Source organism: Streptococcus mitis (genome assembly GCF_946188375.1).
GTDB classification, from domain to species: Bacteria; Bacillota; Bacilli; order Lactobacillales; family Streptococcaceae; genus Streptococcus; species Streptococcus mitis_CX.
In genome coordinates this window covers 292120-318513 of record NZ_CAMHUS010000002.1, presented here as the reverse complement: position 1 = coordinate 318513, position 26394 = coordinate 292120, and the positions used below count along the sequence as shown (strand labels likewise).

The following is a 26394-nucleotide window of genomic DNA, read 5'->3' as shown; positions in this document are numbered from 1 at the left end:
TACCATAGTCCGTACGGGATTCGAACCCGTGTTACCGCCGTGAAAAGGCGGTGTCTTAACCCCTTGACCAACGGACCTGAGCTGTTATTTTCAACTCTTACTATTATACAGACTTTTTCTGACTTGTCAACAACTTTTTTAAACTTTTTATGTTTTTTTGTATGACTCCCTAATGAGTACGGATATCAAACTCCTTAAACACAATACGTAAGTCTCTCAATACTCTTTGACGCCCTCGGAAGCGTTCATGTCTTAAGACGCGTTCTAACTCTTCTTGTTTGTCTTTACTTTGTTTGTTTCTATAATCTCTTAGTGTCTCATGAAAGAGATAATACTCATCTAGCCACATACCTCCCTCACTGATACGATGACTAATCTCACCTACTTCTTCATAGGGTTCTTTATCATATCTACGCTTCTGGCTTTCCTGCTTACGGATATAGTCTAGGATCCGATTACGGAATTTAGTTTTGAAGTATTTACGTAAGCGTGGGATATCTTCTACTATTCCTTCTTCTCTACTAATCAATTCATGTAAGCAAATCATTCCCTCTTGGTCCCAATCTGATAGCTCCCATAAATGGAGATGATATTCATTTCTACACTTATATACAATCCCCTGGACTTCTTCATATAATTCTTTAAACATAACGTTCCCCTTTCTAGATACAGTCTAACAAATCAAGAACTTAATTGGGACCATTTCGCCTATTCTGTCTCCTTTACCGTCTCAACTGCACAAAAAAGAGAGGTCACGCCTCTCTCAGGGTTATATTTCATCATTCATTTTTGACTTTACTTCATCATAAGATAATGCATGAGATTCCTCTTCTACGGTTTCAGGCATCTTTCCTGTTTCATAAAGAGATTTAATTTGTGTACTATCCAATGTTTCGTATTTCAATAGTGCTTCTGCAATCAACTTGTGAGTTTCACGATTTGACTGAATAATTTCAGCAGCTTTATTTCGTGCTTCATTCAATAATGAACGAACCTCTTCGTCAATTTCATAAGCTGTTTGTTCTGAAATTGATTTTTGAGGACTTTGTGCACCAAACATGGCATGATTTCCTTCATATTGAACTGGACCAAGTTTTTCACTCATCCCGTACTCTGTAACCATTGCACGCGCCATTTGTGTCGCTTGTTCAAAGTCGTTTGAAGCTCCTGTAGTTTGGACGTTAAAGATAATTTCTTCAGCTACACGTCCACCCATCAAGCCAGCCAATTGCTCTTTCATATCTTCTTTAGATAGAAGCATTTGATCTTCCTTAGGAAGTGCAATCATGTAACCACCTGCACGACCTCTTGGTACAATTGTAACCTTATGAACAACACGGGCATTCGATAAGACTAGGCCAACAATTGTATGTCCAGCCTCATGGTAGGCAACCAATTCACGTTCTTTTTGTGAAACTGTCTTATCTTTCTTAGAAGGACCAGCAATAACTCTGTCTTCTGCTTCATCAATATCTGAAGCATCAATTATCGATTTATTGCGACGAGCAGCAACTAGAGCAGCTTCATTCAAGACATTCTCTAAATCTGCTCCAACAAAACCTGGGGTTTGTTGGGCCACTAATTTCAAATCAACATCGTCTGCCAAAGGTTTATTTTTAGCGTGCACTTTCAAGATTGCTTCTCGACCCTTAACATCAGGACGGCCAACCAATACTTTTCTATCAAAACGTCCTGGACGCAAGAGAGCAGGGTCAAGTACATCGGAACGGTTTGTCGCAGCGATGACAATAATCCCTTCATTTCCCTCAAAACCATCCATCTCAATCAAAAGTTGGTTCAAGGTTTGTTCACGTTCGTCATTTCCTCCGCCGAGACCGACTCCACGTTGACGACCAACAGCATCAATTTCATCGATAAAGATGATAGCTGGTGCTGCTTTTTTGGCATCTTCAAAAAGAGAACGAACACGACTAGCTCCAACTCCGACAAACATTTCTACAAAGTCAGAACCTGAGATACTAAAGAATGGAACACCAGCTTCTCCGGCTACTGCCTTAGCAAGCAAAGTTTTACCTGTTCCCGGAGGTCCCTCCAAAAGAACACCTGCTGGAATACGGGCTCCAAGTTTTGTAAATCGTTTTGGATCTTTTAAGAATTCAACGACTTCAACTAATTCTTGTTTTTCTTCCTCAGCTCCAGCAACATCTGAAAATCTGACTTTAATATCTTCTTTATTTGCAGCTTTGGCCTTGCTACGTCCAAAACTCATTGGGTTACGACTATTATTTCCTCCCATATTTCCCATCATAGAGAATAGGAAGAAGAAAAGAATACCGAATGGCACAATGGATACAAGAATATTAATCCACATACCACTTGAACTTTCATGCTTAACAGTTACTTCCGCTTTATGGTCAGAAGCAAGTTTTTGCAATTCGGATACTGTAGTATCTGAAGGAAGAATAATACTTGAAAATTTCTCTACTGTTATGGCAGAAGGAGAAAAGAACTGAATTCCTGTTTCTTCTTTACTTGTTTTAGGATTTTTATAGACACCCGAAACTTCGATAACACTACCATTTGGTTGGTAAGTCAATTCTTTTACATTGTCATCGGTAATTTCTTTTACCAATTCTGTATAATTAATCTGCTCACTTTTCCCTGCAACACTACCTGTACTAAAATACTGGTAACCTGTAACTAGGAGAAAAATAAGTAATAACCATAGAAAAGGATTTTTAATTAAACCATTATTTTGTTTTTTCATTAAAAATTGTTCTTTCTAATTTGAATATACTTCTTCTTTCAATACTCCAACATAAGGAAGGTTACGATAATTTTCTTTGTAGTCTAACCCATAACCTACTACAAACTCATTTGGAATAGTAAAGCAGGTATAGTCTGCCTCAATTTCTACAACACGTCCCTCTGGTTTATCCAACAAGGTTGCAATTTTAACAGAGGCTGCTTCTCTTGCAATAAACATATCTCGCAAATTCTTCAAAGTTTGACCTGTATCAATGATATCTTCTACAAATAAAACATCTCTTCCTTTGATATCTTGAGTCACATCTTGTTTAATATTGATCACACCGCTACTTGCTGTTCCACCATGATAGCTAGAAACCATCATGAAGTCCATTTCAATATGTGTGTCGATATGTTTGACCAATTCAGCCATAAAAGGAATAGATCCTTTTAAAATCCCAACTAAAATTGGATTTTTTCCTGCATAGTCTTTAGTAAGTTGAGCACCTAATTTTTTAGCAGCTTCTGTAATTTCATCGTGTGAAACGAGGATTTTTTTAATATCGTTTTCTAACATTTTTTTACCTATCTATTTTTTCTATATAAAGTACAGTGTTCATTATATCATTTTTCGTGTTTTTACTCAAATTACTGGTCGCAATTCCCAAAATTGAGATAATTTCACCAAATTGCTCAATAATCAGAGCAGATTTTCGCTTTTCCATAGGGATTTTCAAATCAATAAATAGACGTCTGAGTTTTTTTCTATGCCAATTTTGAATCAAAACATCTCCTGGTTTTCGATGGCGAATGTATATAGATGTTTCGCGTGAAACAGGTATTTGTTGAATTGATTCACCTTCTAAAGGAAGTCCAAAGGAAAATAAATATCCTTGATAAGATACCTGATTTTGATAGTGTAACACAAGTTCATCTTCCTTTTCATCAGCCTGAGGACTGATTTTACAAATCTGAAAATGTTGGTACTCTTTTATTAATTCATAGCCATTTTTAAGTGGATGACGGTACTGGCTTTTAGTTTTTAAAATTTTCCGAACTTCTTCAAACTGAGCTTTTGTAAGATTCAAATCTGGAAAACGATTCAGATAAGTTTGAAGTAAAACTCTTTGTGTCGACTCAGAGTAAGACAATAGCTGCTCTAAATTTTCTAGATCAATATTGTTAGATAATTCAGCTATAGCTAAGTCATAATCTAAAATTTCATTGCCGATGTTTAAGATTGCTTCTCTAAATCTAGGGTTTTCTTTTTCTAATTCTGGTAAATAAGAATTTCGAATACGATTGCGAAAATAATGATTTTCCTGATTTGATATATCTTCAAAGTGAAAAATTGGTGGAAAGTCTTTTTTCTGAAAATGCAAGAAGGGTCTAATGATTTTTATCTCTCCGACTACTTGCTTCTCCTTAATTCCTGATAGATAGCGCAAACGAGTGCCTCGAATCAAGCGCATCAAAATCGTTTCCACCTGGTCATCCGCATGGTGGGCAGTGACTAAGGCTGTCGCACCTGTCTTTTTCATGACCTCTTGAAAAAAATCATAGCGAAAATTTCGTGCACGCGCTTCTGAAAATTCTCCTGAAAAATTGCTGACATAAATAGGAAGTCCAGCTTCAGCAGCCAACTTCCTTAATTCCTTTTCTTCCCAATCTGATTCTACTCTCTGCTTATGATTCACATGAGCCAGAATCAATTCAATTTCTAACTCTTCTTGATAAGTAGACAATACCTTAAATAGAAACATAGAATCTAATCCACCAGAAAGAGCTAGCACCACTTTAGCATGCTTTTTGAAATATCCTCTTTTGAGAAAATGATTTAAAAAATCCTGTTCCCTCATTTTAGAACCTCATAAACATCCTTGGCTATCTTAGAAATCGTATCATAATCAGAATTCTTAGTAAAAATAGAAAGCACAAATGGAGAATCTGCATAGACAACACCCGTATCATGCTTAAATTCATCCGCATCCCCAATTTTATGAGCTACCTTCACAGAAACACCTTTGGCAATACGCTGATTATCAAAATCTGTTTTGGTCAAGGACTCCAATACAAATCCGTTTTGATTATAAATAGATTCCATAACCTTTCCAGCCATTTTAGAAGAAATCAATTTTTCTTTCGGATCCCAATCATCTCCCATAATAGCAGACATCTTGGACTTAAATGTTGCATCCGATTGGTTTGAAAGGTAATATCCCAATATGTTATGAGCTACATTATCCGATTCTTTTGATACTTTCGTAATTAAATCTTTTAGAGAATATTCTTTATTATCTTCTTTTTTAGGAAGACTACCACTTCCCTCTGGTTTATAAGAACCTGGAAAATCATTAACTGCTGATACGTATTTTACAGTCGTATCTAACTGATACAGACCCTCATTTATTTTTTCTTGCGTATAGTAGAGATAAGGGAGTTTTAAAACACTAGCCGCATACATCTTTTCATCTTGATTAATACCAGCTTCTTTTCCAGTAGTCAGTTGCTTAACATAAATCGAGAAAGAATCTTTTTGATATTTTTCCGATAACATTTCTTGGACTTTACCCATCCGATTATCTTCTTCAGAAGTTGATTCTTTATCTACCCATCCAGCCTGATCAATATGTAAAAATTCTCTTCCTTCTACAAACATTGTCTTGTCGAGTGATACCTGCGAATAAGCTGATAAGGATGATTTCACTTCTTTTAAATCATAAGGACTGTTATACAATTTAAAATCAGATTCTAACCATACTTTTTTTATTGTTGGGGTTACCTCTGACTGATCGTATAAAAATCGTTTGTCCGCAGCTATAAATTGATTGTTGGATAACTTAAACACTGGAATTCCTTGTTTATTTAAACGCCACTCAGTTATTTGGAAACTTGTTTTTGGAGTTAATTTTCCAGATTCTACAACTAAATCTTCATTCGCATAAACAGGAACTTCTCCATAAACCATAGGAGAACTTAGCTTTTCTCTAAAATAAATACCAAAGTCAGATTGTGAAAGGTAATAAATTTCTTTCGAAGTATAGACTACTTCTTTTTCTGTGCTAACAACTTTTGAAATGGTCAAAAAACTAGGTAGCAACAAAATAATTAAGAACTTACGCATTCTTCCTTTCCTTTTCTTCTTGTAAACGCAATAATTGATTTTTATCAACTAACTCTTCCAGCTTTTCATCAGATAAACTCAAAAATTGCTCAATGACATCTAATAAATTTTCCATTTTATCACCTTGGAAGCAAGTCAGGAATCGTGTAAACAGCTTCCCGATTCTTAGAATAATAATATTTTGCACGCATATATTTAGCGGCGTAATCTTCATCTTTCAACTTTGTAGCAAAAGCTGTCTCCTTCTCCTTTTCATCACTCAAGGTTTGATACTGAGTTTGCAAGTCTGATAATTGTTGACGTCTTTGGAGTAATTGGTGATAGCTTTGAGCAAGATTATAAGTTGGTAAAATGAACAATAAAATCATCAAAATCAGAACCCAACCCATGAAACGATTCCGTTTTTGTCGTTCCTTCATCAGATAGCGACGACGTTGGTGCTCGTTTTGAATAAAAGAATTATTCAATTGTACAATATTCTTAGACATCTTCTTCTACCCGTGTTTCACTGATAATTTCATACATGCCTGCTGCATCTTCTTTTTTTGTACTATCTTTCATCTCCAGTACTTTTACAAGTAGCAACTTATTGCCAAAACGAATTTCAACTTGGTCATCAACTTTCAAATCTGTTGAACTTTTAGCCAAAATTCCATTTACCTTTATTCTACCTTTATCTGCTACTTCCTTTGCGACTGTACGACGCTTGATAATTCGTGATACTTTTAAATATTTGTCTAATCTCATTTTTATTACCTCAAATTATTATTGTACCATTTTTATCTCTTTTATAGAAGAAAAATGTTATAGGGAATTGCCATCTTTCAACTCTTTTATCTCTAATAAACTTTCTCCAAAAATCAGCAGACCTTCTAAAATTTCATAGTCCTTCTTGTTTCGAACATCGAATACTACTTCCATTAATCCTTTATTCTCAGCTATGGCTGCTTTTAAGTTCGTTGCGGATAAAGCTTTAAAATAATCTTGAGCCAAGAACAGTCGCTGAGTGACTTTTTCAAATTGAACTATAATCTTATTTTCTTTTCTTTCCACACGTTCTACAAAGACCTTGTCCAAATATGACTTGACCAAACCAATCTCTAAAAGATAGGCTACCACATCTGGGTATTCTCCAAAGCGGTCCATCAGCTCTTCTTGTAACTCTTCATAATTGACACGATTGTCAATTTGACGAATTTTTTTATAAATTTCAATCTTATGTCGTTGGTCAGAGATATAAGTGTCAGGAAGATAGGCATCAATTTGTAAAATCAATTCGGTATTTCCTTTGGTTCTTGTTTTCCCATTACCATGTCGTTTAGCAATAGCTTCCTCCAATAACTGCGAATACAATTCAAAACCAACAGAATCAATGAAACCAGACTGGGATTTTCCTAGGAGATTTCCTGCTCCACGAATCGAAAGATCTCGCATCGCAATCTTAAATCCGGAGCCCAATTCTGTAAATCCTTTGATTGCTTCTAATCTCTTTTCAGAGACTTCACTGATTGATTTTTCTGGACGATACATAAGATAGGCATAAGCAATACGATTACTACGACCGACCCTTCCTCTTAACTGATACAAGGTTGACAAGCCCATATGGTCCGCATTTTCAATAAATAAGGTATTGGCATTTGGAATGTCCACCCCTGTCTCAATAATGGTAGTTGTCACCAAAATATCATATTGTCCTTCAATAAAGTCCAACAGAGTATTTTCTAACTGAATTTCACTCATTTGTCCATGGACATACCCAATCGAAGCTTCTGGAATCAACTCCTGTAATTCTGAAACCTTCTGGTCAATAGTGTCAACTTTATTGTAAAGATAGTAAACTTGACCTCCACGCTCCATTTCACGCAAGACAGAATCACGAATGACACTATCATTCTTCTCCAATACATAGGTTTGAACAGGATAGCGATTAGTTGGAGGAGTTTCAATAACAGACAAATCTCGGATTCCCAGCATAGACATGTGAAGGGTACGAGGAATTGGCGTTGCTGTCAAGGTCAGGACATCTACTTGTTTTTTCAGTTCTTTCAAGGTTTCCTTATGCTTGACACCAAATCGTTGTTCCTCATCAATAATCATCAAGCCCAAATCAGCAAACACAACATCTTTTGACAAAACACGATGGGTTCCAATCAAAATATCAACTTGACCGTTTTTCAATTTTTCAAGTGTTTCAGTCTGCTCTTTTTTACTTCTAAAGCGACTCAACACATCAATATTAACTGCAAAATTTTGGAATCGTTCCTTAAAATTCGTATAGTGCTGTTGCGCTAAAACCGTCGTCGGAACTAGAACGACCACCTGTTTGTTATCATTGACTGCCTTAAAGGCTGCACGCATTGCAACTTCAGTCTTTCCAAAACCAACATCCCCAACCAATAGCCTATCCATTGGCTGAGAATCTTGCATATCTCTCTTGATTTCCTCGATACTACGAAGTTGATCATCCGTTTCAACATAAGGAAAAGCATCATCAAAAGCATCTTGCTCTTCATCATCAGCTGAGAAAGCAAAGCCCTTCAACTGACTACGCTCAGAATAGAGTTTGATTAAATCGTCAGCTATATCCTCTACCTGATTCTTAACTTTTTGCTTAGCCTTTTTAAAATGACCATCATTTAACTTATTGAGTTTAGGAGCTTTCCCGTCACTTGAAACGTATTTGGAAAGTAGATGAATCTGTTCTACTGGGATAGAGATTTGATCACCATTTTGGTATTGGACACTGACATAATCGCGGTGTATCCCTTTGATTTCAATTGTTTCAATCCCTAGATATTGACCAATTCCATGGATATGGTGAACAACGTAGTCCCCTTTCTCAAGTTCATTATAATCTTTTAATCTCTCTGCATTTGAAACATGTTGTCTTCGAAAACGACGTTTTAATTTCTTTTGAAAAATCTCATGTTCAGTAATCACCAGAATTTTTTCATCTACAAAATGAAAACCATGTCTGAGATTGCCCTCGATTAAGTTTACAGATTCTTTACAGATACTTGACTTATCTCTAGAGTCCAATTTAATCTGGTATTCCTCTAAAACATCCTCCAATGTTTTACTTCCCATTGAATTGCTAGATTGCAGAATAATAGTGTAGTCCATTTTTTTGTATCGTTCAATTTCTTCTTTTAGAAAAGAAAACTGATTGAAAAACTCTTGCATGGGGTATTGATTAAATTGATAAATGTGATCAAACTTGAGATTTCCTAAGCCCTTTTGCAGATTGGAGAAAAAGGTAACTGGACTTTGTTTTTTATAGTTTTGCTCTGTATCTGCAAAATACTGCATCTCAGAAAATGATTTACCATTCTGTAAATCTTCTGTAAAGTATTGCGCTAATTCTCTTTCAAATGCTTCATACTGATTCATCAATTTCTGGTAATCATCAAAGAATATTGGTGTATCTTTTTCAATATAATCAAATACAGTCCATGATTTCTCATAACACAAAGATAAAAATTTCCGAGAATCTGAATGCATTTGTTTTTGATGAAAACTTGAAAGAATTTCTTCTATGTAGGATTTCAGAATCGGCGATAGAGTTTTTGAAATTTTTTTTTCTAAAGCTGACTGACCTCGTTGATAATCCTTTTCTTTCAAAAGTATGTCGCTAGCTGGAAAGATGGTGAGTTCTGTCTGATTTTCTTTCGATAATTGTGTTTCGACTTCAAAAGTACGAATTCCATCTACTTCATCACCAAAAAACTCAATTCGGCAAGGTTCTAACTGAGATATTTCAAAAATATCTAAAATATCTCCTCGCAGACTAAATTCTCCTTGGGTCTGTACTTGAGTAACTTTTCGATAGCCGATTTCTTTTAAATGATAGATGAGCGCGTTTTGGTCATATTCTTCACCAACTGCAATTTTTATAATGCTTTCTTTAAATCCAGTCGGAGAGGGTAAAATCAATCTACTTGCTGCAATATTACAAACTAAAATCCCTTTCTTAAACGGATCAGTCAAAAAACGCAAGGCTTCAACCCGTGAAATGATTTTTTCTTGTGAAGACATCAAAAACTCAACCATAGGGAAATCATCCACCAAAAATGGATAGACCAATTCCTCACCTAAGATAGAAATAAGATCACTAATAAGCCCTTCTGCCTCTCCATATGTTGATGTCAGTAACACAATCTTATCTTCTTTCTTCAAACTACTAGCGATTGCTAAAGCTTTTGTAGAAGTTGACAAACCTAACATTAATTGTCTTTTCTTATCTGTCAGATTTTGATGCCATTTTTTTATCTGATCATTTTCTGAGAATAAATCTAATAAGGTCAACATTTATCCGTTATACCTCTGCATCGTTTTTTCAAAATTTTTCTCTTGTAAATAGTGATTTACAGCATCGTCAACCTTGTCAATAGACTGTAAAATACCAATATAATCATCCTTGTCAAAGGTACTCAAAACATGGTTAACAACTGACATGCCATTTTTAGGTCTTCCAATTCCAATTTTAACACGATTAAAAGCCTGGGTTCCAATATGTTGAATAATAGACTTGATACCATTATGTCCACCTGCTGAGCCCTTTGCTCTTAAACGAATCTTTCCAACTTCCATGTCAAGATCATCGTAAATGATGAGTAAATCTTCAATATCCAAACCATAGTAAGTCAATAAAGCATGAACAGCTTTCCCGCTTTCATTCATAAATGTCGTTGGTTTCACAAGATAAATTTTTTCACCATTGAGGAAAAAAGATGCTAGATCAGCTTGAAATATCTTATCGTGTGTAAAAGTGAGATTCTGTTTCTTCGCTAGTTGGTCAATCAACATAAAACCAACATTGTGTTTTGTTTCAAAATATTTATCTCCTGGATTTCCCAAGCCTACAAGTAATTTGGTCATTTATTTTTCCTTTCAAAAGCCAAAAGGGTTGGAATTTTTTTCCAACCTAATTGATACTATTCATTAAATTTTTTAGACATTAAAGCGGAATTCCATGATATCGCCGTCTTGGACGATATATTCTTTTCCTTCTTCACGCAAACGTCCAGCTTCTTTTACTGCCTTTTCAGATCCGTATTTTACTAGATCCTCATATGACATGGTCACTGCACGAATAAAGCCTTTTTCAAAGTCTGAGTGGATAATACCAGCTGCTTGAGGAGCCTTCATACCACGTTTAAAGGTCCAAGCTCGAACCTCTTTTTCACCAGCTGTGAAGTAAGTTCCAAGTCCAAGTAAGTGATAAGCTGCGCGAGTCAACTTGTCAACGCCTGATTCTGTCAACCCAAGTGCTTCAAGAAACTCTTGCTTGTCTTCTTCGTCTAACTCAGAAATTTCTTCCTCAGCACGCGCAGAAATAACGACTACTTCAGCATTTTCTGTTGCTGCAAATTCACGAATTTGTTTGACATAGTCGATAGAATCTGGATCTGAAACTACATCCTCATCTACATTCGCTACATAAAGAACTGGTTTAGTTGTCAAAAGGAAAAGACCTTTGACAACTTTTTGTTCTTCATCTGTAAATTCGATGGTACGAGCTGATTTTCCATCTTCAAGAACTGGTTTAATCTTTTGAAGAACATTAAATTCTGCTACTGATTCTTTATCTTTTTGCGTACGTGCCATCTTTTCTACACGCGCATAGCGTTTATTGACTGATTCTAAGTCAGCAAGAATCAATTCCAGATTAATTGTATCAATATCTGCAAGTGGATCTACAAAGGCGTCTTCACGTCCTTGCTCACGCATGACATTTTCATCATCAAAAGCACGAACTACGTGAACAATCGCATCTACTTCACGAATATTAGCCAAGAATTTATTTCCTAGCCCTTCTCCTTTTGAAGCTCCTTTTACAATCCCTGCAATATCTGTAAATTCAAATGTTGTTGGCACTGTCTTTTTAGGAGTAATCATTTCCGTTAGTTTTTGTAGGCGTTCATCTGGAACTTCCACCATTCCAACATTTGGATCAATAGTAGCAAATGGATAGTTTGCAGCCTCTGCTCCTGCTTTTGTAATTGCATTAAATAGTGTTGATTTACCAACGTTTGGCAAACCAACGATACCTGCTGTTAAAGCCATATTTTCTCATTCTCCGTTTTCATTTCAATCCCTAATATTATAACACAAAAAGGGAAAACTTGCTAACCCTCTAACTGAGGGGTTTCAGTCAATAATTTTATTCATTTTTCGATCAAAATCATAGCGCCCCATCATGACAACATGGTCACAATTGCTACATTTAATTTTGATATCTGCTCCTACACGTGTAATTTCCCAACGATTGGCCTTTTTACCTGTTGACTTGATGGTGCAAGCATGTGGTTTTTTCATTTCAACAAAATTTCCAACTTGATACATACTACTCTCCTTCTCTTTTTAGATTATATCATAAAAGAGGCGAGCCAGGCTCAACCTCTTTCACTTAATTTGTACGAACTGGTGTAATGAGCTGCATGAAGTCTTCATCAGTGTCTGCTGGCACAAGAGTAAATGGACGAACAGCTGAGATAAAGCTAATGGTCACCTTTTCGCTATTTAAAGCCTTAAGAGAATCAATCAAGTAAGTTGGGTTGAAACTAATAGTCAAATCTTCACCAGTCACCTGATCAGTATCGATTTCTTCGTTTACTTTACCAACTTCTGGAGAATGAACATGGGCGCTAACAATACCACCTTTAATTTCAAGCTTCACAGTACCATTTTGAGTCGCACTTGATAAAAGGCGAGCACGCTCCATTGACTGACGTAAGTTTACCACATCAAAAGTAATAGTAGTGTTAAAGTCTGTCGGAATCAAGCGATCTGTATCAGGATAGTTACCTTCTAACAAACGAGTATAGAAGCTAATATTTTCGCTTCTAAAGAGGATTTGATTGTTGGCAAAGAAAATCTCTACAGTTTCAATATCGTCTGTAAATACTGCTGAAAATTCGCGTAGAGAACGGCTAGGAATCACGACATCAAAATCATCACTATTTTTTTCAAGAGTCAATTTTTTCTGGCTTAGACGATGAGAGTCTGTTGCCACTGTTTTTAGCTCCTTGTGTTGACTCAATACAAAATGAACACCTGTTAAAATCGGACGACTTTCTTGTGTACTTGCAGCAAATGCTGTTTCATTGATAATTTTCTTGAGTAATTTTGTTTCAAGAATTAAAGGAGTGCTTGCTGAAATTTCTTGGATTCGTGGATATTGTTCACTATCTTTTCCTTTTAGGGTAATTTCTGATTTGCCACTGGTTAAAACAATTTGATTTTGTTCAATTTCTTTAAAATCAAGAGTCACATCAGGTAGACTAGATACAACATTGATAAAGAAAGAAGCTTCAAGAAGGATCGAACCTAAAGAAGTAATTAACAAACCAGCATCTTCATTTTTTTGAGAAATAAAATTTTCAATTGAAATTTGACCATTTGAACCAATTAAAGTAACACCTTCATTAGTCACGTCAATTTTTACGGTTGATAAAATAGGAATAGCATTTTTAGAACTAATAGCTCTCTTAGTAGTATTTAATGCTTGTAGAAATAAATTTTTATTAATTGAAAAATGAATCATGGATTCTCCTTTATTTATTTTTAGTATTAGAAGGATAATAGTAATAATAGAGTCTGTGAAATCTGTGGAAAACAGACTTTAAACAAGTCATATCAAGTTTTTTGGCTTGTTTAAAAAATGTGGATAAAAAAGATAATAAAGTGAAAGTTATCCACAAGTTATTTAATTTTCTTTTTGATTGATTCAATTTCTAAGCGTAAATTATCGTCTTCATCAATCAAAGATTTAATTTTAGCATGGGCATGAATGACTGTTGTGTGATCTTTTCCACCAAATTCCTTCCCAATTTTTGGAAGACTATTATCTGTTAGTTCTCTAGATAAATACATGGCTACTTGACGGGCCAAAACAATATTTTGAAGGCGTCTGCTTCCCTTCATTTCTTTGACACTGACACCATAAAAGTTACCAACTTCATTTTGGATTTTATCAATTGGAATGACGAGGATTTGGCTAACATCTTGTTTTCGAGCTCTAATAGCTTCTGCAGCGATATCGATAGTGATATCCTTAATCTTCTTCACTCTGGCAATTAAAGTGATGTCGTTTATTGCTCCTTCAAGTTCTCGGACGTTTGAATCAAATTGACCAGCTAGGTATTCTAGGGTATCACTTTGGAAATGGTAGTCTAAATTCTCTGTTTTGCTTTGTAAAATGGCAATACGTGTCTCAAAGTCAGGTGGTGTGATGTTTTGCGTCAAGCCCCAGCTAAAGCGCGTGACAAGTCTTTCTTCAAGGCCCTCTAAGTGTTTAGGACTACGATCACTGGTTAGAACAATTTGTTTTTGATTGCTATGGAGAACATTGAAAGTATTGAAAAATTCTTCCTGAGTTGCAACTTTTTTTCCACTCAGCGATTGGATATCATCAATTAACAAGAGATCAAGGCTACGGTAAGTTTTTTTGAACTTTTCCATTTCACCAAGTCTCAGGTGTTCAAGAAAGTCGTTGATAAAGCTTTCAGCAGGAATGTACTTAACACGCGCATCAGGAATATTTTTCAAAATCTCATTCCCAATTGCATTGAGTAAGTGAGTCTTCCCAAGTCCAGGTCCTCCATATATAAAAAGAGGATTATAGGTCAATGCCAAATCTTCAGAGACAGCCAAAGCGGCTGATACTGCCCAAACATTTCCATCTCCTTGGATAAAATTATCAAAGGTATACTTTTCTTTTAATCCAGTATCCGAATAAGGAATAGATGCTAACTTTGGACTATAGTCATAGAGAGTTGAATTTGGAGCTTCTTCAACTTGTGGGATAATCGTATCTTGAGGCTTGGTAAAAATATAGTGGGGAGTTATTTCAGCATCATAAATCTCAAAACCAGCTACTACAATGATATCTTTTAGTTGTTTTTTCCAGACCATTTCCATTTCAGATCGTGGTAAAAATATAGTGGCAACATTTTCTTCTACCTTAATGAGTTCAGCTTGAATAGCATAGAAATCATACATGGAACGAGTTAGTCTTTCTTGAGCAAATTCTAATATACGATTCCAAAATTGTTTTTCTTTCAATCCTTTCTCCTCCTTTACTATTTAAAAGTTTAATGCTAGATTTATTTTACCATAGATAGCAAGAATTTTCCACAAGCTGTGAAAAATAATCCACAATGTTATCAAGTTTTATCCACAGGTTGGGGATAAAATCAGAAACTATTGATTTATGAAGCTTTTTTTTTGAAAAAAATAGTGGATAACCTTGTGAGATAAAAAAATAAAAGAACAGCCTTATTTCAGGCTGTTGATAATTCTACTGTATTCTTCTTGGTTTGAGAAAGCAATAATGATTTTTCCACTATCTTTTTTAGACAGTTTGATTTCTAAATCTAATCCGAGTAGTTTTTTTAACTGTTCTTCTTCATTTTGTATGAAATGATTCGTTTTTTGAAGTTTCTTTTGTTTTTTCTCTGTCAGAAGAGATTCTAACTTCCTTACAGAAATATCTTCCTCTATAATTCGTTGAAAGAAATAGTCTTGTTGTTCCTTATTTAACCCAACTAGCGAACGTGCATGGGCTTGTGATAGTTTGCCACTTTCTACTTCTGAGAGGATCGGTTCTGGTAAGGAAAGTAAACGAATGGAGTTGCTGATGTAAGGACGAGACTTGCCCATTTTATCTGCAATTTCAGCATGGGTAAATCCTTTCTCTACGAGAGATTCATAGGCGCGTGCTTCTTCTATTGGATTCAAATTTTCTCTCTGTAAATTTTCAATGATGGACTGGAGCATCATCTCTTGGTCTGAAAGTTGTTTAACAACAGCTGGGATAGACCTTAGACCAGCTAAAAGTGAAGCCCGATAGCGTCTCTCTCCTGCAAGGATTTCATAACCAATAACAGGAGATTGACGAACAATAATCGGTTGAATTACCCCATTTTCTTTGATAGACTGTGCTAGTTCATGTAGTTTTTCTCCATCAAATTCTTTTCGAGGTTGATAGGGATTTTTTTGTATATCTGTGATAGAAATCATTTCAAATTTTTCCATGATTCTACACTAACACATCTTTTCTTTTATGTAAAGCTTTCTTTACATAGATGTCAATTAAGATTCTAAATCACCTGAACTCTTGTCAAGTTTAATAGATGTAGTTTCTTCTTTACCGTTACGATAGTAAGTTATTTTAATGGTATCTCCGATAGAATGATTGTAAAGAGCACTTTGTAAGTCTGTTGATGAAGCAATTTCCTTGTCATCTACTTTTGTAATAACATCGTATTTTTCAAGGTGACCATTGGCAGGCATATTACTTTGCACAGAACGAACAACTACACCAGATGTTACATTGCTTGGAATATTCAGTCTTCTAATATCACTTGTATTAATATTTGAGAGATTGACCATTTGAATTCCCAAAGCTGGACGAGTAACTTTTCCGTTCTTTTCCAACTGTTCAATAATATTGATAGCATCATTTGCAGGGATTGCAAAACCAAGACCTTCTACAGATGTTCCTCCATTTGTGGCAATTTTACTTGAGGTAATTCCGATAACCTGTCCTTGAATATTGATTAGTGGGCCACCAGAGTTACCTGGGTTAATAGCAGTATCAGTTTGGATGGCTTTTGTAGAAATGGCTTGTCCATCTTCAGATTTTAAAGATACATTTCGATTAAGACTAGATACGATACCTTGAGTGACAGTATTAGCATATTCAGAACCTAATGGGCTACCGATGGCAATAGCAGTTTCTCCTACGGTTAACTTGCTAGAATCACCAAATTCAGCTACTGTTGTCACTTTTTCTGAAGAGATTTTGACGACAGCAATATCAGAGAAAGTATCAGCTCCGACGATTTCTCCAGGTACTTTAGTTCCATCTGACAAACGAATATCTACTTTGCTGGCGCCATTTATAACGTGATTATTGGTGACGATGTAAGCTTCTTTATCATTCTTCTTATAAATAACCCCAGATCCTTCACTAGAGATTTGCTGAGAATCTGTATCAGTCTCCTCATTGCCAAATACGCTATTTTGTCTATTTGCTGAATAAGTAATAACAGAAACAACGGCATCTTTTACTTTGTTAACAGCCTGTGTTGTTGAATTTTCATTCTTATAGGCAGTCTGTGTAATAGTACTATTGTTGTTCGAGCTACTTACAGTACTTTTTTGAGTTAGTTGATTTATTGAAAAGCTACCCAAGGCTCCACTAATAAAGCTAATGACGATAACGACTAATAATTGAAACCATTTTTTGTAAAATGTTTTTAGATGTTTCATATTTGCCTCCATTTTTTTGAAATTACTGAAAGTATAAACTGACTAGCTTAATTATAACTTAAACACAAAAGTTTTTCACAGATTGTGGATAACTTTAAAAAATCTGTGGTTTTCTCGGCTAAAATTAACCTTTTATTTTGTGAATAAGGTGTGAAAAAATAGAGAATATGTTAGAATAGAGTCATGAAAATTAAAGTTGTAACAGTTGGGAAACTGAAAGAAAAGTATTTAAAAGATGGTATTGCAGAGTATTCGAAACGAATTTCTCGATTTGCTAAGCTTGAAATGATAGAGCTAGCAGATGAAAAAACACCAGATAAGGCCAGTGAATCAGAAAATCAAAAGATTTTAGAAATAGAAGGTCAGAGAATTTTATCAAAAGTTGGTGACCGTGATTTCGTTATTGTGTTGGCTATCGAAGGGAAAACTTTCTCCTCAGAAGAATTTAGTAAACAATTAGAAGAAGCTTCTATAAAAGGATTTTCTACTCTTACATTTATTATTGGAGGGAGTCTGGGACTAGCACAGGATGTAAAAAAGAGAGCCAATCTTTCTGTTAGTTTTGGTCGCTTAACCTTGCCCCATCAGTTAATGAGACTAGTCCTTGTTGAACAAATCTATCGAGCTTTTACAATACAGCAGGGCTCGCCCTATCATAAATAGAAAATTGACTTTCAATTGAATTTTTGATAGAATAGCTGTATTAGGTCTCATAGCTCAGCTGGATAGAGCATTCGCCTTCTAAGCGAACGGTCGCAGGTTCGAATCCTGCTGGGATCAATATAGTAGCAAAGCTGGGAATTTTCCCGGCTTTTTTCTTAAAAAAGTACACTTGGGGAGAAAAAAATGACAGTTGAGAGAATTTTATCTAAAACGAAATTCCATTTTGTATAATAGTTTTTGTAAGTTAGCTTACAAGAAAAAAACATTGAGGAGATTTTATTATGAAAAACACAGTTAAATTGGAACAGTTTGTATCCTTGAAGGAAAAAGACTTGCAAAAGATTCAAGGTGGGGAGATGAGGAAACCAGATGGTGCTTTATTTAATTTATTTAGAAGAAGATAAAGGAGTAGCAGAATGGATTTTTTCTTAGTAGTGGATTTTATATTATATTTTCTAATTCTTAGTCACAGTTACCATTTAATTTGTAAAGGTCAAATAAAAGCAAAGGAACTATACGTTTTTGGTGCTTATACATTACTAGTAGAAGCAGTACTTGAACTTCCCTTCTATTTTCTATCTTTAGATGGGTTAGGAATTGTAACATTTTTATTTCCTTTGGGATTATATTCCTATTTTCGATGTATCAAACAGTATGAGAGGGATAGAGGACTATTCCTAAGTTTACTACTATCTCTTTTATATGAGAGCACTCATAACTTTCTGTCCGTAACGTTCTCCTCTATAACAGGAGACAATTTTGTTTTACAATATTATGGCCTATTCTTTTTAGCAATCTCAACGTTGACCTATTTTGTTGTCTTAAAAATCATTCATTATTTCCATTTGGAACTAGCCTATTTTGACAAGGACTACCTTTATCCTTTCTTGAAAAAAGTATTTTTTGCCTTACTACTGCTCCATATTGTATCTTTCGTTTCAAATATGGTAAGTACGATTAAACATTTGAATAGTTTTGGAAGTATTTTATCATCTATTGTCTTTATTTCTCTCCTTTTGACCTTCTTTGCAATGAATTCGCATAAAGAACAAATGGAAAAAGAGATTGCTTTGAAGCAGAAGAAATTTGAACAGAAACATTTACAGAATTACACAGATGAAATTGTTGGACTGTATAATGAAATCCGTGGGTTTCGACATGATTATGCTGGGATGCTTGTCAGTATGCAGATGGCAATTGACAGTGGTAATTTACAGGAAATTGACAGAGTTTACAATGAAGTTTTGGTCAAAGCAAATCACAAACTACGTTCAGATAAGTATACTTACTTTGACTTGAACAACATAGAAGATTCAGCTTTACGAAGTTTGGTTGCTCAGTCAATTGTCTATGCTCGAAATAATGGTGTAGAGTTTACACTGGAAGTAAAAGATACGATTACCAAGCTTCCAATAGACCTGCTGGATTTAGTTCGTATTATGAGTGTTTTATTGAACAATGCTGTTGAAGGATCGGCTGATAGTTATAAAAAGCAGATGGAGGTAGCAGTTATTAAGATGGAAACTGAAACAGTGATTGTGATTCAGAATTCATGTAAAATGACGATGACTCCTTCAGGAGATCTATTTGCTTTAGGATTCTCTACTAAGGGAAGAAATCGTGGAGTCGGATTAAATAATGTGAAAGAACTACTGGATAAGTACAACAATATTATTTTAGAAACAGAGATGGAAGGCAGTACATTTAGACAAATCATTAGATTTAAGAGGGAATTTGAATGAAAGTTTTAATTTTAGAAGATGTTATTGAACATCAAGTGAGACTAGAGAGAATATTGGATGAAATTTCGAAAGAATCGAATATTCCAATATCATACAAGACAACGGGAAAAGTTCGTGAGTTTAAGGAATATATCGAAAATGATGAAGTAAACCAGCTTTATTTTCTAGATATTGATATTCATGGAATTGAGAAAAAAGGGTTTGAAGTTGCTCAGTTTATTCGTCATCACAATCCTTACGCTATTATCGTCTTTATCACCAGTCGATCAGAGTTTGCGACTCTAACCTATAAATACCAGGTATCAGCCTTAGATTTTGTTGATAAGGATATCAATGATGAGTTGTTTAAGAAGAGAATTGAGCAAAATATCTTCTACACGAAGAGTATGTTACTTGAAAATGAAGATGTTGTAGATTATTTTGACTACAATTACAAGGGAAATGATTTAAAAATTCCTTACCATGATATTTTGTATATTGAAACGACAGGTGTCTCTCATAAATTACGCATTATTGGTAAGAATTTTGCCAAAGAGTTTTACGGTACCATGACAGATATTCAGGAAAAGGACAAACATACTCAGAGATTTTATTCTCCTCATAAGTCATTTTTGGTAAATATAGGCAATATCAGAGAAATTGATCGAAAAAATCTAGAAATTGTTTTCTATGAAGACCATCGTTGTCCTATTTCAAGATTAAAAATTAGAAAATTAAAAGATATTCTAGAGAAAAAATCTCAAAAGTAATTGACAATTAGCAAGAAATTGATATAATGGTTATATCTGCTACAGATAGAAGGTCCGTTGGTCAAGGGGTTAAGACACCGCCTTTTCACGGCGGTAACACGGGTTCGAATCCCGTACGGACTATTTTATCCGCCATAGCTCAGTTGGTAGTAGCGCATGACTGTTAATCATGATGTCGTAGGTTCGAGTCCTACTGGCGGAGTATAGGTAAAAGGGAACACAGTGTTGTTCCCTTTTTTGCATCAATTTGTATCACCAAGCATTTTCATAAGGAAGTCTGTTATTTCTTGAGGACTTTCTTTTTTTCCATGTGCAATCCAAATTTGGCAGACACCAAAAAGTGCGTGAGTTAGATAGATGCTACTATATTCTAATTCAGTGGTATTGAGATTCAGTTGCATAAATCGCTTTTGTAAATCTGTACTGAGCATGATATGAAGTTTATTTCTTAAGAAATTTTGGATTTCTTTAGTCCCATTTTCAGAAAGAAGGGCAGCTAGAAGTGGTTCTGACTCTAGATATTCAAATACTTCTAGAATAGCATCTCTTTTGTGATGAGCATGTTTTTGAAAAATATATTCAAATGTATGAAATAGCTTGCTTTGATAGTGCTCAATCATATCATACTTATCCTTATAGTGAGTATAGAAGCTGGAACGACTAATTCCAGCTTTTTCTGCTAGCTTGACAGTAGAAATTTGATCAAATGGCTGTTCCATGAGTAATTGTACCATAGCATTTTCAATAGTTCGCTTTGTTTTTAAGCGTTTGTTACTTTCTTGCATATTTCCTCCTTGTAAACAAATTAGACTATATGTCTAAAAATGGATTTTTTATCTTGTAATTTAGATTTTTTAATGTATAATCTATTATATCAAAATTTTAGACAATATGTTTAAAAAAGGAGAAGATATGTTTAAAGAATGGAAAGCAATTTTTAAAAAACCAACCTTTATTATTGTCATGATAGGGATTTCTCTTATTCCAGCTCTGTACAATATCATATTTTTGTCATCAATGTGGGATCCATATGGGCAATTGTCTGACTTACCTGTGGCAGTTGTCAATAATGATAAAGAGGCTTCCTATAATGGTAATAGCATGGCAATAGGAAAAGACATGGTGTCCAATTTAAAAGAAAATAAAACCTTAGATTTTCATTTCGTAGATGAAGAGGAAGGTAAGAAGGGATTGGAAGATGGCGATTACTATATGGTAGTGACTTTACCAAGTGATTTATCTGAAAAAGCAGCTTCGATTTTAACGGATCATCCAGAGCAAATGAAAATCGATTATCAGACTTCAAGTGGTCATAGTTTTATTGCTAGCAAGATGAGCGATTCTGCGATGACACAATTGAAGCAGAATGTTTCTACCAATGTAACCGAGACCTATACTAAAGCTTTATTTGATAAGATGGTCGAATTAAAAGATGGTATGAGTCAAGCAGCTTCTGGTAGTGAAAAATTAACTGATGGAGCGAATCAATTAGTGACAGGAAGTCAAACATTAACTACCAACCTGCACTCTTTAGCAGATTCAAGTTTAACATTTTCAAATGGAACGGAGCAGTTTACTAAAGGATTATCTGCTTATGTCTCTGGTGTTGAACAACTTCATCTTGGCTTAGGGACTTTTAATAGTGGTTTAGTTACATATACTGGTGCGGTGAGTCAATTAGATAGCGGGCTAGGCCAATTAGCTTCTAAAAGTCCTGAATTAGTGAGGGGAATTAATCAATTATATACTGGTGTAGAATCCTATACTGGCGGTGTTTCTCAGCTCAATGCTGGTCTTAATCAATTTTCATCTGGTGTTAGTGCCTACACCAATGGAGTGGGAAGTCTTGCAACAGGTGCTAATCAGTTATCTAATCAATCAGCTACACTTCGAATGGGGGTGGAGCAATTAAGTGAAGGGATCCAACAGCTTTCTAGCAAGTTAGATGCTTCGTCTGAGCAAAAAGATCAAATTAATCAATTATCTTCTGGTCTAAATCAGTTAAATCAAGCCATTCAAAATATTGATGTTGGAAATACAAAACAATTAGATTCTGTTTTATCAAGTATAGTATCTCTTTCTAATCAAATGTTAGCAAGTTCTCAGTCTGATAAAGCGACTACATTAGCCAATATTCAATCGACAGCAGCTTATCAATCTTTGACAAGTGAGCAACAAGCTGAAATAAGTGCTTCTGTATCTCAAAATTCGACTGATAGTATTCAATCATCACAGTCAATTGTAGCTTTAGTTCAAGGTTTACAGGGAAGTTTAGAAAACTTACAAAATCAATCTTCTAATCTTTCGACTTTAAAAAATCAAGCTAATCAAGTATTACCGCTTGCTTCTACTTCTTTGACAGGATTGTCAAGTGGATTAACAGATATACAAGGAGCTGTTACTAGCAAATTAGTTCCTGCTAGTCAGTCGATTGCATCAGGTGTAAACGCATATACTGTAGGTGTTGATAAAGTTTCTCAGGGCACAAGTCAACTAAGCGAAAAGAATTCCACCTTGACAGGTAGTTTGGATCAACTAGTTTCAGGCTCAACTACCTTGACACAAAAATCTTCTAACTTGACAGCAGGAGTTGGTCAATTAGTTGAAAAAACTCCAGAATTAGTGTCTGGTATTGAAAAATTATCAACTGGCTCTAACCAATTGAATCAAAAGAGTCAAGAATTGATAGCAGGAGTTGATAAATTGCAGTCAGGATCTAGCCAACTAGCTGACAAATCCAGTCAGTTACTTTCAGGTGCTTCTCAATTAGAGAATGGAGCTAATAAATTGGCAGATGGAGCTGGGAAACTAGCAGAAGGTGGAACAAAGTTAACTTCTGGATTGGAAGGTTTACAGACAGGAGTTGCTTCTTTAGGAAAAGGACTAAGTAATGCTAGTGATCAACTTAAATCAGCATCAACGGAATCTAAAAATGCAGAGATTTTGTCAAATCCACTCAATCTTTCCAAAACAGACAATGACCAAGTTCCTGTAAATGGAATCGCAATGGCTCCTTATATGATATCAGTTGCTCTCTTTGTTGCAGCAATATCAACGAATATGATCTTTGCGAAGTTGCCTTCAGGACGTCATCCGGAGAGCCGTTGGGCTTGGTTGAAATCTCGAGCTGAAATAAATGGTATTATAGCTGTTTTAGCAGGAATTTTGGTATATGGAGGAGTTCATCTTATTGGTTTAACTGCAAATCATGAGATGAGAACATTTATTCTCATTATCCTAACAAGTTTAGTATTCATGTCCATGGTGACCGCTTTAACAACATGGAATAGCCGTATAGGAGCTTTCTTCTCTCTTATCTTGCTTTTATTACAGTTAGCATCAAGTGCAGGTACTTACCCACTTGCTTTGACAAATGATTTCTTTAGAGCCATTAATCCCTGGTTACCAATGAGTTATTCAGTTTCTGGATTACGAGAAACAATCTCTATGACAGGAAATATTCATCAGCAAGCCATTTTCCTAGCTGTCATACTAGCTCTATTTACTGGTTTAGGTATGCTAGCCTATCAACCTAAGAAAATGGAAGAATATTAAAAAAATCGACCAATTGGTCGATTTTTTTATGTATTAGATGTCTTTCGTTTGTGATTATAAATTCCAAATAGTAAAAGTGAAGTAAAGGAACAGATTGATCCAGTAATAAAACCATTGGGAATAAAGGAAAGTGTAATAGTTCCTTTTCCTTTAGGAATATCAACTTTCATAAAACCAGTTTGAGCTTGTTTAATTTCTATTTTCTTACCATCTTGGTAGGCAGACCAGCCTTTGTCATAAGGAATGGTGAAGAAAATGGACGTATCTTGTTTGATATCATATGTAGCAAAGACCTTGTTTTTAGAAGTTGATACTGTGACAGGTTGTTCTTTAATTTTTTGAATTGCCTCGGTGAAAGTTTTGGTATCTAAACGATAGAAGGTAGGAGATTCAAATGATACTTGTGAATTTCCAGGGAAACTAACATTGATATTGAAAGTTTTTTTCTCTTTTGTATAGCCTAGATTAAAGAAGGAGAAGACATTATCAGTTGTAAAAGTTTTCTTTTCTCCATTTACAAGGATGTCAACCTTTTTTTGTTTGTCATTAGAAAAGTGAAGGTTTGTGATAGAAAGATAAACTTGACTGTTTTCGGGAACCTCAATTTGATACTGGATTGCTGCATCCTCATTTGAAGAACTTGTAACAGTAATTAAATCATCAGTATTCTCTGTTTTGTCATAAGGGATCGGAGAAAAATAATCAAAATTGACATTAGCAAGTTGATTTAAAAATGAGGCCTGATTATCCAAGGTATGTTCATTGAACTTGACATCATTGTAAACAGATTGACTAGCAAATGCAATCGGAAGAGAGTATTGATTTTCATATAGGGTAAGATTATCTTTTTGATAGATATCTTGGAATCCATACTTATCAATAGGACTGTCTGATATATTGTACTGGATACCAAATAAACTATCAGCCAAAATACTATTGTTAGCATAGCGGAGATTGAGATTAGTACCAGAGGATTTAAAACCAAGTTTATCTAAAGTAGAGCTTGCTGAACGATTTCGAACAGATGAAAATTGAGATATTCCATTGTAGTTGAATTTCATACTGTCATTTCCTGTCTGAGTCTCTAGTTTTTCAGTACGAGTAAATTGATTTCCAATATCTGTTGAGAAAGATTCCATAGCTGGGATATCTCGATTATATGCACTTCGAGAAGCAAATCCCCATTCCTTAGCAATTCCATCCATTTGAGATGAAGCATTTAAACTTATTTCAACCATTATAAATAAAGAGATTAGAATGGCAAATAGATTTACAGAGATAAACTTTTTGATAACTGCAAGGAGTAAAAGAGAATAGACAACTAAAAATTCAAGAGTAAGCAGAATATTCAAATCTGTTAAAAAAGAATAATGTGATTTTAGATAGATGGTAGCTAAAAATCCTGTTACTATAAGAAAAATCGAAACTAAAAAATTCCAGATTTTAATTTCTTTCAGACGATTTAAGACTTCCGCTGCTGTGTAAATTAACAAGGTAGAGAAAATCCAAGCATAGCGATGTAAAAACATATTTGGAGTATGCATACCTTGCCAAAATAAATCAAGAGCTTCTATATAAAAGCTGGCAATTAGAAATGCAAAGAAAATTGCATAGATAAGTTTCACGTGAAACTTAATAGATTTCAGCGTAAAAAATAAAATGGTCAAAATAAAGGGAAGTAGTCCAACAAAAATCATTGGGATGGCCCCATACTTTGTTGTATCAAATGAACCAATGAATTGCTTAGCAAAAAGATCAAGATACCAGCTACTTTCAGTTTGAAACTTTGTAATTTCAGTTAATTTTTCCCCATGTGTCTGTAAATCAAATAGAGTAGGAAGAGTCAGAATCAAACTAGCCATACCAGCTAAAACGGAGGTGATTATGAAATCAAGAAAAGATGATTTTCGAGTTTTAAAGTCCCAAGAAATTTGGCAGAGATACCAGAAAATAAGAAACAATGCTGTCATATAGCCAAAATAATAATTTTGAATAAATAAAATTGACAGACTTGTAAAGTATAATAGGATTTTTTTTTCAGTGATAATCAGATGTAAACCAGTTATAATTAAAGGAATCAAGATAAAAACATCTAGCCAGGTTTTTATCTCTAATTGACTGACAGTGAAACTCATCAGAGCATAGGAAGTAGATAAAGCTATTTTTAAAGGTTTAAGAAACGATTGAAATAATTTATTTAAACTAAAGTAAGTTGACAGTCCAATCAATCCAAATTTTAAGAGAGTTGTCAGATAGACAGCATCTGGCATATTCGACAGATTAAAAAAGTAAACTAGAGGTGAAAGGAAACTTCCCAAGTAATAACTAGATAGGGCATAGAAATTTAATCCGAGACCACTTGTAAAGGTGTAAAACAGACTACCATTTCCATGTAGGATATTTCTTAGAGCTATATCAAAAATAACGTATTGATGAAACCCGTCTCCTAATAGTGGAGATGTATCGCTATTCCAGTAGATACCTTGAGATAGATATACTCCTATCATAATGATTATGGGAATGATGAAAGAAACAAAATAGGTCCAATATGTTTTAAAAAATAATTTCATGTTAC

At 34.8% G+C, this 26394-nt stretch carries 23 protein-coding genes and 4 tRNA genes; 8 read left to right on the top strand and 19 right to left on the bottom strand.

Going from position 1 to position 26394, the window contains the following annotated elements; all coding sequences use genetic code 11:
* Positions 1-5: 5 nt before the first annotated feature.
* The 17 genes from N8M16_RS04055 to htrA all read right to left on the bottom strand — a co-directional run bounded on the left by N8M16_RS04055 (position 6) and on the right by htrA (position 17110).
* Positions 6-77: transfer RNA gene (locus tag N8M16_RS04055), tRNA-Glu, on the bottom strand.
* Positions 78-169: 92 nt separating this feature from the next.
* Positions 170-649, bottom strand: coding sequence for a sigma-70 RNA polymerase sigma factor region 4 domain-containing protein (locus tag N8M16_RS04050; protein WP_000471939.1), 480 nt, complete (start codon positions 647-649; stop codon positions 170-172).
* 120 nt (positions 650-769) lie between these two features.
* Positions 770-2728, bottom strand: a complete 1959-nt coding sequence (gene ftsH / locus N8M16_RS04045) for an ATP-dependent zinc metalloprotease FtsH (RefSeq protein ID WP_261069662.1) — start codon at positions 2726-2728, stop codon at positions 770-772.
* Between the two features lie 15 nt (positions 2729-2743).
* Entirely contained in the window at positions 2744-3286 is a 543-nt protein-coding gene (gene hpt, locus N8M16_RS04040; RefSeq protein ID WP_020902319.1) for a hypoxanthine phosphoribosyltransferase, read from the bottom strand.
* Between the two features lie 4 nt (positions 3287-3290).
* Complete coding sequence (gene tilS, locus N8M16_RS04035) at positions 3291-4568, bottom strand: tRNA lysidine(34) synthetase TilS (RefSeq protein ID WP_024057179.1); 1278 nt, start codon at positions 4566-4568, stop codon at positions 3291-3293.
* The gene (locus N8M16_RS04030; protein WP_261069661.1) at positions 4565-5833 is read right to left on the bottom strand and encodes a serine hydrolase; all 1269 of its coding nucleotides are present in this window, start codon (positions 5831-5833) and stop codon (positions 4565-4567) included. Before N8M16_RS04030 ends, tilS begins: the two co-directional genes overlap by 4 nt.
* Complete coding sequence (locus tag N8M16_RS04025; protein WP_049501883.1) at positions 5826-5948, bottom strand: SP_0009 family protein; 123 nt, start codon at positions 5946-5948, stop codon at positions 5826-5828. Before N8M16_RS04025 ends, N8M16_RS04030 begins: the two co-directional genes overlap by 8 nt.
* A gap of 4 nt (positions 5949-5952) precedes the next feature.
* Entirely contained in the window at positions 5953-6321 is a 369-nt protein-coding gene (locus tag N8M16_RS04020; RefSeq protein ID WP_261048886.1) for a septum formation initiator family protein, read from the bottom strand.
* Positions 6314-6580 carry an RNA-binding S4 domain-containing protein gene (locus tag N8M16_RS04015; protein ID WP_049515630.1) on the bottom strand — a complete coding sequence of 89 codons (267 nt, stop codon included), beginning with the start codon at positions 6578-6580 and terminating at the stop codon, positions 6314-6316. Before N8M16_RS04015 ends, N8M16_RS04020 begins: the two co-directional genes overlap by 8 nt.
* 57 nt (positions 6581-6637) lie before the next feature.
* Complete coding sequence (mfd, locus tag N8M16_RS04010) at positions 6638-10141, bottom strand: transcription-repair coupling factor (RefSeq protein ID WP_261069660.1); 3504 nt, start codon at positions 10139-10141, stop codon at positions 6638-6640.
* Positions 10142-10711, bottom strand: coding sequence for an aminoacyl-tRNA hydrolase (pth, locus tag N8M16_RS04005; protein WP_173875625.1), 570 nt, complete (start codon positions 10709-10711; stop codon positions 10142-10144). It abuts the gene before it with no gap.
* A 72-nt stretch (positions 10712-10783) separates the two neighbouring features.
* The gene (ychF, locus tag N8M16_RS04000; RefSeq protein WP_049501881.1) at positions 10784-11899 is read right to left on the bottom strand and encodes a redox-regulated ATPase YchF; all 1116 of its coding nucleotides are present in this window, start codon (positions 11897-11899) and stop codon (positions 10784-10786) included.
* Between the two features lie 84 nt (positions 11900-11983).
* Positions 11984-12178, bottom strand: a complete 195-nt coding sequence (locus N8M16_RS03995; protein WP_000285186.1) for a DUF951 domain-containing protein — start codon at positions 12176-12178, stop codon at positions 11984-11986.
* 64 nt (positions 12179-12242) lie between these two features.
* The gene (gene dnaN, locus N8M16_RS03990) at positions 12243-13379 is read right to left on the bottom strand and encodes a DNA polymerase III subunit beta (protein WP_261069659.1); all 1137 of its coding nucleotides are present in this window, start codon (positions 13377-13379) and stop codon (positions 12243-12245) included.
* A 158-nt stretch (positions 13380-13537) separates the two neighbouring features.
* Positions 13538-14899: a chromosomal replication initiator protein DnaA gene (gene dnaA / locus N8M16_RS03985; RefSeq protein ID WP_261069658.1), complete on the bottom strand. Its 1362-nt coding sequence runs from the start codon at positions 14897-14899 to the stop codon at positions 13538-13540.
* A gap of 213 nt (positions 14900-15112) precedes the next feature.
* Positions 15113-15871 carry a ParB/RepB/Spo0J family partition protein gene (locus N8M16_RS03980; protein ID WP_261069657.1) on the bottom strand — a complete coding sequence of 253 codons (759 nt, stop codon included), beginning with the start codon at positions 15869-15871 and terminating at the stop codon, positions 15113-15115.
* Between the two features lie 57 nt (positions 15872-15928).
* Positions 15929-17110, bottom strand: a complete 1182-nt coding sequence (htrA, locus tag N8M16_RS03975) for a serine protease HtrA (RefSeq protein WP_247942395.1) — start codon at positions 17108-17110, stop codon at positions 15929-15931.
* 183 nt (positions 17111-17293) lie between these two features.
* Here htrA and rlmH point away from each other — a divergent pair, with 183 nt between their 5' ends.
* The 7 genes from rlmH to N8M16_RS03940 all read left to right on the top strand — a co-directional run bounded on the left by rlmH (position 17294) and on the right by N8M16_RS03940 (position 20466).
* The gene (rlmH, locus tag N8M16_RS03970; RefSeq protein ID WP_000695934.1) at positions 17294-17773 is read left to right on the top strand and encodes a 23S rRNA (pseudouridine(1915)-N(3))-methyltransferase RlmH; all 480 of its coding nucleotides are present in this window, start codon (positions 17294-17296) and stop codon (positions 17771-17773) included.
* A 43-nt stretch (positions 17774-17816) separates the two neighbouring features.
* Positions 17817-17890 (top strand) — tRNA-Arg (locus tag N8M16_RS03965).
* A 164-nt stretch (positions 17891-18054) separates the two neighbouring features.
* Positions 18055-18177, top strand: a complete 123-nt coding sequence (gene comC / locus N8M16_RS03960; RefSeq protein WP_247942394.1) for a competence-stimulating peptide ComC — start codon at positions 18055-18057, stop codon at positions 18175-18177.
* Between the two features lie 12 nt (positions 18178-18189).
* A complete protein-coding gene (gene comD / locus N8M16_RS03955; protein WP_247942393.1) occupies positions 18190-19515 on the top strand; it encodes a sensor histidine kinase in 1326 nt (441 codons plus the stop codon).
* Positions 19512-20264: a competence system response regulator transcription factor ComE gene (comE, locus tag N8M16_RS03950; protein WP_000866073.1), complete on the top strand. Its 753-nt coding sequence runs from the start codon at positions 19512-19514 to the stop codon at positions 20262-20264. The genes comD and comE overlap by 4 nt, the downstream gene beginning before the upstream one ends.
* Positions 20265-20315: 51 nt before the next feature.
* Positions 20316-20387, top strand: a tRNA-Glu gene (locus tag N8M16_RS03945).
* Between the two features lie 5 nt (positions 20388-20392).
* Positions 20393-20466: transfer RNA gene (locus N8M16_RS03940), tRNA-Asn, on the top strand.
* A gap of 40 nt (positions 20467-20506) precedes the next feature.
* On the opposite strand, the gene N8M16_RS03935 is transcribed toward N8M16_RS03940, so the two are convergent.
* Positions 20507-21049 (bottom strand): TetR/AcrR family transcriptional regulator, encoded by a 543-nt coding sequence (locus N8M16_RS03935; protein ID WP_247942392.1) that lies wholly within the window; start codon positions 21047-21049, stop codon positions 20507-20509.
* A gap of 127 nt (positions 21050-21176) precedes the next feature.
* Here N8M16_RS03935 and N8M16_RS03930 point away from each other — a divergent pair, with 127 nt between their 5' ends.
* Positions 21177-23819: a YhgE/Pip domain-containing protein gene (locus N8M16_RS03930; RefSeq protein WP_261069656.1), complete on the top strand. Its 2643-nt coding sequence runs from the start codon at positions 21177-21179 to the stop codon at positions 23817-23819.
* A 26-nt stretch (positions 23820-23845) separates the two neighbouring features.
* Here the strand turns inward: N8M16_RS03930 and N8M16_RS03925 are convergent, their stop codons facing one another.
* The gene (locus N8M16_RS03925) at positions 23846-26389 is read right to left on the bottom strand and encodes a YfhO family protein (protein ID WP_261069655.1); all 2544 of its coding nucleotides are present in this window, start codon (positions 26387-26389) and stop codon (positions 23846-23848) included.
* Positions 26390-26394: the final 5 nt, after the last annotated feature.

Bases quoted from the DNA above. Each gene is read 5' to 3' on its own strand.
- tilS (WP_024057179.1), bottom strand. From the start codon at position 4,568: ATGAGGGAACAGGATTTTTTAAATCATTTTCTCAAAAGAGGATATTTC.
- ychF (WP_049501881.1), bottom strand. From the start codon at position 11,899: ATGGCTTTAACAGCAGGTATCGTTGGTTTGCCAAACGTTGGTAAATCA.
- pth (WP_173875625.1), bottom strand. From the start codon at position 10,711: ATGACCAAATTACTTGTAGGCTTGGGAAATCCAGGAGATAAATATTTT.
- comC (WP_247942394.1), top strand. From the start codon at position 18,055: ATGAAAAACACAGTTAAATTGGAACAGTTTGTATCCTTGAAGGAAAAA.
- N8M16_RS04030 (WP_261069661.1), bottom strand. From the start codon at position 5,833: ATGCGTAAGTTCTTAATTATTTTGTTGCTACCTAGTTTTTTGACCATT.
- comE (WP_000866073.1), top strand. From the start codon at position 19,512: ATGAAAGTTTTAATTTTAGAAGATGTTATTGAACATCAAGTGAGACTA.
- N8M16_RS03930 (WP_261069656.1), top strand. From the start codon at position 21,177: ATGTTTAAAGAATGGAAAGCAATTTTTAAAAAACCAACCTTTATTATT.
- N8M16_RS03925 (WP_261069655.1), bottom strand. From the start codon at position 26,389: ATGAAATTATTTTTTAAAACATATTGGACCTATTTTGTTTCTTTCATC.
- N8M16_RS04050 (WP_000471939.1), bottom strand. From the start codon at position 649: ATGTTTAAAGAATTATATGAAGAAGTCCAGGGGATTGTATATAAGTGT.
- dnaN (WP_261069659.1), bottom strand. From the start codon at position 13,379: ATGATTCATTTTTCAATTAATAAAAATTTATTTCTACAAGCATTAAAT.
- N8M16_RS04020 (WP_261048886.1), bottom strand. From the start codon at position 6,321: ATGTCTAAGAATATTGTACAATTGAATAATTCTTTTATTCAAAACGAG.
- ftsH (WP_261069662.1), bottom strand. From the start codon at position 2,728: ATGAAAAAACAAAATAATGGTTTAATTAAAAATCCTTTTCTATGGTTA.
- mfd (WP_261069660.1), bottom strand. From the start codon at position 10,141: ATGTTGACCTTATTAGATTTATTCTCAGAAAATGATCAGATAAAAAAA.
- N8M16_RS03980 (WP_261069657.1), bottom strand. From the start codon at position 15,871: ATGGAAAAATTTGAAATGATTTCTATCACAGATATACAAAAAAATCCC.
- N8M16_RS03995 (WP_000285186.1), bottom strand. From the start codon at position 12,178: ATGTATCAAGTTGGAAATTTTGTTGAAATGAAAAAACCACATGCTTGC.
- N8M16_RS04015 (WP_049515630.1), bottom strand. From the start codon at position 6,580: ATGAGATTAGACAAATATTTAAAAGTATCACGAATTATCAAGCGTCGT.
- N8M16_RS04025 (WP_049501883.1), bottom strand. From the start codon at position 5,948: ATGGAAAATTTATTAGATGTCATTGAGCAATTTTTGAGTTTATCTGAT.
- hpt (WP_020902319.1), bottom strand. From the start codon at position 3,286: ATGTTAGAAAACGATATTAAAAAAATCCTCGTTTCACACGATGAAATT.
- comD (WP_247942393.1), top strand. From the start codon at position 18,190: ATGGATTTTTTCTTAGTAGTGGATTTTATATTATATTTTCTAATTCTT.
- N8M16_RS03935 (WP_247942392.1), bottom strand. From the start codon at position 21,049: ATGCAAGAAAGTAACAAACGCTTAAAAACAAAGCGAACTATTGAAAAT.
- htrA (WP_247942395.1), bottom strand. From the start codon at position 17,110: ATGAAACATCTAAAAACATTTTACAAAAAATGGTTTCAATTATTAGTC.
- rlmH (WP_000695934.1), top strand. From the start codon at position 17,294: ATGAAAATTAAAGTTGTAACAGTTGGGAAACTGAAAGAAAAGTATTTA.